Genomic DNA, 8,179 nt, shown 5'->3' with positions numbered 1-8,179 from the left:
TTGTGGGGCACGGTGGGTTCTCCTTCTGAGGTTTGGTCGTTGGCGCTTCCAAACTACCAGAAAAACTCACTGTGTCCCTTCGTTTTCTACCCCTCCTTCAGGGTGGTGCATTTTGAACTAGAATTCATCCTCCGGAGGGAGCGGGGGGAGTTACAAGATCCTGGGGACCGTGGCGTTCCCGGCGGGAAGCGACGTCACCCAGGGGGACGTGAACAGCGTGAACGCGGGGACGACGGCACCGACCGTCGAGGTCAAGACCCTGGAAGGCAAGTCGGTCGCCTCGGTCCACGCCACCGTGCCCACCAGCGGCAGCGGGGCGGTGACCTACGAGGTGGGAGGGCTCACCAAGGGTGACTACGTCATCAAGGTCACCAACGGCAACAAGGTCATCAAGGGGGTGGTCGACCAAGGCTCCATGACGAGCACCACGGTGACCAAGAACATCGACAAGATCTCCACCGCCGCGGTCCACCTGACCGAGAGGAAGATCGGCGTGGTGGCGGGAACCATCGGGGAGGCGGCCAACGCTTCGGTCAGCTCGTCGTCGGTCGCCGGGGTCCAGCCGGCCGTCCTCGAGAAGACCATCAAGAGTGCGGTCGACACCGTCCTCTACGCACCCGCAAGCGCAACCCAGAGCCAGGTCGACCTCGCCAACGTGGTCAACGTGGTGGCCGCCACCGTCACCAACGGGGTCGACACCGGGAGCTTCCTGGCCGGCACCTCCACCACCACCCAGGTCAACACGGTCCAGTACACCATCCAGGGTGGGAGCGCGGTGGCCGGCGGGCCGGCCCCCGTCTCCGCGGGGACCGCGCAGAGCACGGTGGCCGCCGCCACCACCGGCTACAACCCGCCGCCCGATGCGGTCTCCTTCACCTCGAAGGTCGCCGTGTTCACCTCGCTTACCGCCTACAACCCGCTCCAGGGGGTGACCGTCACCACGGTGGGGCTCTCCCCGGAAATCACCACCACCTCGGACGCCAACGGCAGCTTCACCCTGGCGGGTATCCCCCAGGGGACCCCGTTCTACATCAAGATGAGCCTCTCCGGCTACGCCGGCGCCTGCTCCAATACCTTCTCCCTGGCCGCGGACCTCGATGTCTCCGACCGCCCCTACGCGCTGCCGACCATGGCCAACCTCACCAACCTCGGCAACCAGGCCGGCAACGGCCTCATCCGCACCCGGGTGGTCTCCAGCACCAACCAGGTCAGCGGCTTCCTCGCCGGCGCGGTGGTCAGCGCGGTCGACCAGGCGGACCAGACGGTCTATCCGGTGATCTACACCAACAGCAGCGGCCAGCTCGACGCCTCGCTCACCGCCACCGACGGCACCTATGGCCAGTACACGGTGCTCAACATCCCCGCCGGTCACACCGTCGTCGTCTCGGTCTCCAAGTCGGGATACACCTTCCCGAACAAGACCTTCGTCATCAATGCCGACTCGATGAGCCAGGGGCGCTCGGTCGGCACAGCCACCACCGGCGGCGGGAGCACCACCGGGGCCGCCTTCACCCAGGCCGACCTGACCGGCACCTGGAACCTGATCCACTTCTATACCGGTGCCGACGTGGTCAACAGTCTTGCTCCCGGTTGGGTCATCGTAAAGGCCACCGTGGCATCCAACGGAGCCGTCACCATCAACTCCTATCTGGACAGCGTGGGCAACACCGACGTCAACATCGTGGGAGGCACCATCAACTGGACCATCGACGGCACCGGCAGCATCACCGAGAGCGGCACCGCCGCCTTCACCCAGGCGCCGAAGCTCCAGATGAGCTCCAACAAGGCGGTGGCAGTCGGGGTCGCCACCGACGGAAACGCCAAGCTGATGAGGGTGGCCGTCAAGCAGACCGGGAGCTTCTCCAACGCCGACCTGACCGGTCCGCTCAGCTACACCTCCTGCGAGCTCGGGAGCGGCACCGACAACTACTACGCCTTCGTGACCGGCTCGCTCGATTCCACCCGCCAACTGCTGGTGGCCAACAAGATCGAGACGGTGCCCAACTACGGTCCCCCCTCCAGCGGGGTCTACTTAGACGTGGCGTCCAACGGGGCGGTGAGCGTGCCGGGCTCCCCGAATTTCCACGGGTTCCTCACCCCTGACAAGAGCATGATGTTCTTCGTCGGGACCTCCGGCAACACCAACGGCTACATGTTCGGCGTCGCCTCGATCGGAAGCCAGAGCTTCAGCTCGGCCGATCTCGTCGGCAACTACGTGGGCTACGGGCTGGCCAACGAGCCGACCCCGGTCTGGGAGCGCGATGTCGCCTACCTGGATGCCTCGGGGAACTTCACCCCCAGCGCCGTACTCGACAGTACCGGGAACACCAGCCTGTCCGGTTCCAGCGCCACCGGCATGACCATCGGTTCCACCGGCCTCATTAGCCAGACCTCCGACGCGAGCACCCACGGCTTCCTGTCCCGCGACAAGAAGGTCGTGATCCTGAACTCCACCTGGGATCCGGGCGCTTACGCCATCGCGATCTTCCTCAAGTAACCCGCGCCTCGGGCATCGCCATCATCTGGTGGCGATGCCCGAGCTCTTCTTCCCGCCGATCCGTTGCGCCGCACGGCTTAGCGCTGGCTACGCCACGCAGACGAAATCCTTCCCCTCTACCCACCCGAGCCCGCCGGCCGTTTCGCGGAAGGCCTCCCTGCCCCCCCTAAGCCCGATCGCGCAGAGCATCTTTCTCCCGGCGAGCTCCAGTTCCTCCGGCCGGATCACCGGCGCCCCGTGCAGGATCCTCCCGAGTTTTTTGGGGTCGATGTCGAGCCAGTGGCCGACCCGGACCCCCTCGCCGGCGAGGAGCCTCTGCCAGGCCCGCGCCTCCTTTCCAGCCCCGGCCAGCACCACCTCCCCGATCCCCGAGAGGTACCCCTGCCTGAGGTGGTGGAGCTTGCAGCGCCGCATGGCCTGGGCCGCGTAATCGTCCATGGTCCTGGTGGCCCGCTCCGGGTGGTCGCGCCAGAAGATGAGCGGACCGGGGAGCCGGGCGAACCTCACCCCCCGGGCCGCCAGCCGGAGCCAAAGGTCGTAATCCTCCGCCCACCCCAGTTCGCGGTAACCCCCCGCCTGTTCGAGCAGCGTTCGGCGCAGCATGACCCCCGGGTGCACGAAGGGGGACTCGACGAAGAGGTCCCGCAGGATGAGCTCGTGGCTGGAAAGTCCGTTTTGCCACCTCTCGTAGTCGAGCATCCCCCTCCTGAGCGAGCCGCGCGGGAAGTGCCGGAACTCGGCCGCCACGAGCCCCACCTCGGGATGGGCCGCCAGATGCGCGGCCTGCCGCTCCAGCCGGCGGGGATGGGATATGTCGTCGCCATCCATCCGCGCCACCAGCTCCCCCCGGCAGAGGGCGATCCCCGCGTTGAGGGCGGCGATCAGCCCGCCACCTTCCCGCCTGAGGGGTCGAACCCGCGGGTCGCCCTGGGCCGCCGCCTCCAGGATGGCCCCGGTCCGGTCGGTCGAGCCGTCGTCGATCGCGATCAGCTCCCAGTCACCCACCGTCTGCCGGAACAGGGAGTCGAGCGCCGCCTCGAGAAACCGCTCTTCGTTTCGTACCGGCATCACTATGGATATGAATGGAGAACCTGTCATAAGAGCCTCGTAATTGAATTTGGCGGGAGCCGATACTACAACATTCAGAGGGAAAATTCCTCTTTTATAGAAAGTTCCCCCCCCCTCTCTTCTTCCTTCGGTAGGTCCCGGTCGAGGGCGCCTCTTGAGAATCATCGATACCGGCCCGTTTCTTGACAACATGGGAGTTGTTCTATATTGTGGATATCTCGTTTCGTGGTTTTGTTTTTAAGTACCAGCTTTGAGCCGCCGGTTGTCGTGGAGTGACCGTCCTGGCACCCCACGCGCTCCCTTGAACAGACCGATACAGCGGCGAGGGGTCCCATGCCGAGTGCCAGAAAACGCACCACCATCCGGTTCCAGCTGACCTGCCTCGTGCTGGCCTGCGTGCTGCCGGTCTGGTTGATCGCCGGTGCGCTGGTCTGGTACGCGTACACGAGCAAGCTCGAGGGGCTCCACCGGTCAATGCTGGCCAGCGCCCGCATCATGGGGATGGTGGTCGACCGCGAGCTCACCAGCATGCAATCCGCCCTCCTCGCCCTGGCCACCTCCCCCTCCTTCGCCAAAGGGGACTTTGCCGACATCCATCGCCAGACCCACGAACTTCTCCAAGCCTATCCCGGTTGCGACATCATCGTCGCGGACAGCTCCGGCCAGCAGCTGGTCAACTCCTTTCGCCCCTTCGGTACCCCCCTTCCCAAGCGCGCCAACCAGGAACTGGTCAAGGCCATCTTCGCAACCGGCCGGCCGGTCATCAGCAATCTCTTCTTCGGTGCCGTCACCAAGCGCCCCATGATCGCCATCGACGTCCCGGTCTTCGTCAACGGAACCGTCCGCTACGACCTCTCGCTCGCCTTTCCCTCAGAGAGGATGACCGCGCTGTTGCGAAACCAGTCGCTGCCGGACGGCAGGTACTGCACGGTGCTCGACCGAAACCACGTCATCGTGGCCAGGACTTCCCAACCGGAACGGTTCGTCGGTACCAAGGCGGGCCCCGATTTCCGCCGGGCGGCCAGGGCCGGGGTGGAGACCGGGACCGGCGAGGTGAAAAACGTGGCCGGGATCACCGTGCTGGTGGCCTTCAGCAGGTCGCTCATGTCCGGGTGGATCCTTTCCTTCGGGGTTCCCATGTCGCAGGTGATGGCCGACATGTACCGCTGGGTCGCGCTGGCCGCCGGGGGGGCCACCCTCCTTTCGCTGGTGGGTATCCTGCTCGCGACCGCTATCGCCCGCCGCATCGCCGGCGACATCCAGTCGCTGGTCGCCCCCGCCCTCGCCATCGGTGCCGGCGAGGTGGTCGGGGCGGTCGCCGACCAGACCGTCAAGGAGACCGCCGAGGTGGCCGACGCCCTGGTGCAGGCCTCCAACCTGTTGCGGGAACGGGCGCAGGAGCGGGACCTGGCCGAGCAGCGCCTCTCGCGCAGCATCGAGGACCTCAACCGGGAGACCTCGGAGAAGCTTAGGACCCTGGAGGAGTTGCGCCGGCAGGAGCGGATGCTGATCCAGCAAAGCCGGCAGGCGGCCATGGGGGAGATGATCGGCAACATCGCCCACCAATGGCGCCAACCGCTCAATTCCCTCTCGCTTTTGGTGCAAAAGCCCTCCCTCTTCCTGGCTCTCGACGAAACCGACCAGCTCTTTTTGGAGGAGAACACCCGCAAGTCGCTGGAGGTGATCAAGCACATGTCCCGGACCATCGACGATTTCAGAAATTTCTTCCGCCCCAACAAGGATAAGGTAACCTTCAGGGTGGGGGATGAGGTCTCGAGGACCCTTTCCCTTATGGAGGGGACCCTGCAGGGGCAGCAGATCCATGTCCAGGTGGTGGCCAACCGGGATTCGCTGGTGTCGGGCTACCCGAACGAGTTTTCCCAGGTGCTCTTGAACATCCTGGTCAACGCGAGAGATGCCGTGAAGGAACGGGGTATCCGCGACCCCCGCGTGGTCATCACCCTCGACGCCGAAGAGGGGAGATCCGTGGTCACCGTCGCCGACAACGCCGGCGGGATCCCGGACGAGATCATGGCCAAGATCTTCGACCCCTACTTCACCACCAAAGGGCCTCAATTGGGGACCGGGGTGGGACTCTTCATGTCCAAGACCATCATCGAGAAAAACATGGGCGGGCGCCTCACCGCGCGCAACAACGGTAACGGCGCCGAGTTCAGGATCGAGGTGTGAGCATGGAAATCATGGTTGTCGAAGACGACGAGGACACCCGCACCATCCTCTGCTCGATCCTGCGCAGGAAATTCCCCAACGTGGAGATCTCCAGCGCAGCCAACGGCAGGGAAGGGGTCGAGCTCTTCTCCCGGCGCCGGCCGCAGATCGTCGTCACCGACCTCAACATGCCCGGCATGGGAGGGGGCGGGATGGTCCGGGAGATACGGCAGCTGAGCCCCGAAACCATGTTCATCGTCGTGACCGCCGATACCGGAAAGGGATCGCTCGTGGAGGCCTTCGGCGAAGAGAGCCAGATCGACCACTACGTGTTCAAGCCGGTCGATTACGCCACCCTCTTCCTGGCCATCTCACGCTGCATCGCCAAGCTCCAAGGAGCCGAATGATCCTCCCGAATAGTCCGCGCCCAAGCTGACTTCCTTCCGCCGTCTCGACCAGACCCTCATCCATCCCCTGCCTCACTGCCTGACGATTCCCCGTGGAGGAGCCTCCCGCCGCTTTTTTCTCCCTGTCTCTCATTAAATAGTTGACAATCCCCCTTTAGCACCCTATAAACGATTTCAATTTTCAATTTCTGCAATGGGGCCGCGGTCTCGGCCGGGAAAATCCTCATATTTTTCCGGCGGCTGCCGATTAAGAGTAGGAATTGACGGTTCTAGCGAAAGAGGAGGGGTAGATGGTTCGGCGTGTGCTGGTAGCGGTGGCGTTGTCGGTGGCGGTTTCGGGAGGTGCGTGGGCTGAGAATCCGGCCTCTGCGGTTTCGGTGGCGGAGGCGGGCGGGGAGAGCTCTCCCGGTCCCACCTCGGTGCCGGGTCCTCCCCCGACCGAGACTCCGGAGGCCAAGGCCGAGGTGCTCTACCGCTTCGGGGTGAACGGCTTCGTGAGGGGGGAGGGGGCGGGGAACATGGCCCTCGGTGCCTTCAGCTACCTCCCCGAGCACTCCGAAGGGCGCTTCGTCTACCGCGCGAAGCCGTACGCCTTCTGGCATCCCACCGATTACCTCGACCTTCACCTGGAGGGGCAGCTCTACGGCTTCACCGGGAGAAGGGATGACGACTGGCAACTGGCGCTCTACCAGGGGTACCTGGAGGCCAGGATTCCCGGAAGCAACCTCCTCTCCCTCAAGGGAGGGCGGCAGGAATTCGCCTACGGGAGCAACTTCATGCTGGGCGCCGACGCCTTTTTCAACGGGCTCAGCTACGACGGCGGCCGGCTCCGCATCCAGCCCACCGATACCGTCTCCCTCGACCTTTTGGGGGGCGGCTACGTGGCGCCGTGGGCCGACGGGGTGAAAGGAAACCTGGCCGGCGCCTATGGCACCTGGACCCTCGGGGAAGGGAAGTCCCTGGAGGGGTACTTCCTGCGCGACTACCAGGAGGTGGCGGGATTGCCCGGGCAGACCATCAACAGCTACGGCCTCAGGGGAACCACCAAGGTCGGGCCGCTCTGCGTCGAGATCGAGCCGGTCTACCAGAACGGGGAAATCTACCGCCCCTCCACCGGGTCGAATACCGACGTGAGCGCCTTCGGCGGCCATCTCGACCTGACCGCTGAACTCGAGGGTGGCGGGATGCACCACAAGCTGTGGGGCGGGTACGCCGCGGGCACCGGCAGCAAGGGGGCGGCCGAGGGGGGATCTGCCCGCTACGAGTTCCACAACCCCTCCAACGACTCGAGCATCGTCGGCGACATGAGCCTCTTCGCCGACCTTTCCGGCGCCAACGTGGCCGGCCACCATGCCAGCGGCCTGCAGGTCTACACCCTGGGCTACGGCATCGATCTCACCAAGGAGCTGAACGTTGCCGCCACCGGACACTACTTTACCGCAGCCGCCGTCGAGGACGGCTTCAGCACCAATCTCGGCCTGGAGACCGACTTCGCCCTCACCTATACCTTCTCCGACAACTACTCGGTGATCCTCGCCTACGACCACTTCTTCTCCGGCCCCTTCTTCCGGCAGGCCGGCGGGGGAGAGGACGTCCACTTCGCCTACGCCATGCTGCAGTTCAACCTGGAGAAGTCGAAGCTGAAGGGGAAATAGTTCCCGGCCCCTTCCTTGACAACCCTCCCCCGGTATCTCATGCTTGAGCTGATCCTCTCCGGCCCCGGTGGCCGGGGGGGGCATACCATCCGCACAGGAGGTACAGCCATGGATGTCACACCGCGTGTCGCCCCGGAGGAGATCCGGGACAGGGTACGGTCGAAGCAGGCGCTTTTGGTCTGCGCCTACGACGACGATGAGAAGTTCCAGGCCCTGCGCCTGGAGGACGCGATCTCCCTGCGCCAGTTCCGGGAAGTCGAACCATCGCTTCCCAAGGATCAGGAGATCGTTTTTTACTGCGCCTGACCGAAGGAAGCGACGTCCGCCGGTCTGGCGGCGCAGTATCTCTCCAAGGGCTACCGAAACGCTAAGGCCCTGAGAGG

At 64.8% G+C, this 8,179-nt stretch carries 6 protein-coding genes; 5 read left to right on the top strand and 1 reads right to left on the bottom strand.

Translation table 11 applies throughout. The annotated features are described in order from the left end of the window. Nucleotides 1-169: 169 nt before the first annotated feature. Complete coding sequence (locus ACYVL5_RS21670; protein WP_460597651.1) at nt 170-2,497, top strand: hypothetical protein; 2,328 nt, start codon at nt 170-172, stop codon at nt 2,495-2,497. A gap of 87 nt (nt 2,498-2,584) precedes the next feature. Here the strand turns inward: ACYVL5_RS21670 and ACYVL5_RS21665 are convergent, their stop codons facing one another. Continuing rightward, a complete protein-coding gene (locus ACYVL5_RS21665; protein WP_460597650.1) occupies nt 2,585-3,595 on the bottom strand; it encodes a glycosyltransferase family 2 protein in 1,011 nt (336 codons plus the stop codon). 303 nt (nt 3,596-3,898) lie between these two features. Between ACYVL5_RS21665 and ACYVL5_RS21660 the strand changes: the two genes are divergently transcribed. The 4 genes from ACYVL5_RS21660 to ACYVL5_RS21645 all read left to right on the top strand — a co-directional run bounded on the left by ACYVL5_RS21660 (nt 3,899) and on the right by ACYVL5_RS21645 (nt 8,102). Beyond that, the gene (locus ACYVL5_RS21660) at nt 3,899-5,755 is read left to right on the top strand and encodes a sensor histidine kinase (protein ID WP_460597649.1); all 1,857 of its coding nucleotides are present in this window, start codon (nt 3,899-3,901) and stop codon (nt 5,753-5,755) included. Nucleotides 5,756-5,757: 2 nt separating this feature from the next. Further along, the gene (locus ACYVL5_RS21655; RefSeq protein ID WP_460597648.1) at nt 5,758-6,141 is read left to right on the top strand and encodes a response regulator; all 384 of its coding nucleotides are present in this window, start codon (nt 5,758-5,760) and stop codon (nt 6,139-6,141) included. 290 nt (nt 6,142-6,431) lie between these two features. Beyond that, nucleotides 6,432-7,796 carry an alginate export family protein gene (locus tag ACYVL5_RS21650; RefSeq protein ID WP_460597647.1) on the top strand — a complete coding sequence of 455 codons (1,365 nt, stop codon included), beginning with the start codon at nt 6,432-6,434 and terminating at the stop codon, nt 7,794-7,796. Between the two features lie 108 nt (nt 7,797-7,904). Continuing rightward, the gene (locus ACYVL5_RS21645) at nt 7,905-8,102 is read left to right on the top strand and encodes a rhodanese-like domain-containing protein (protein ID WP_460597646.1); all 198 of its coding nucleotides are present in this window, start codon (nt 7,905-7,907) and stop codon (nt 8,100-8,102) included. Nucleotides 8,103-8,179: the final 77 nt, after the last annotated feature.

The sequence above is a fragment of the Geomonas sp. Red276 genome (genome assembly GCF_054784495.1).
The sequence above is the reverse complement of the archived record's forward strand: the minus strand, read 5'-3'. Positions and strand labels throughout refer to the sequence as shown.

Bases quoted from the DNA above. Each gene is read 5' to 3' on its own strand.
- ACYVL5_RS21655 (WP_460597648.1), top strand. From the start codon at position 5,758: ATGGAAATCATGGTTGTCGAAGACGACGAGGACACCCGCACCATCCTC.
- ACYVL5_RS21660 (WP_460597649.1), top strand. From the start codon at position 3,899: ATGCCGAGTGCCAGAAAACGCACCACCATCCGGTTCCAGCTGACCTGC.
- ACYVL5_RS21665 (WP_460597650.1), bottom strand. From the start codon at position 3,595: ATGACAGGTTCTCCATTCATATCCATAGTGATGCCGGTACGAAACGAA.
- ACYVL5_RS21645 (WP_460597646.1), top strand. From the start codon at position 7,905: ATGGATGTCACACCGCGTGTCGCCCCGGAGGAGATCCGGGACAGGGTA.
- ACYVL5_RS21650 (WP_460597647.1), top strand. From the start codon at position 6,432: ATGGTTCGGCGTGTGCTGGTAGCGGTGGCGTTGTCGGTGGCGGTTTCG.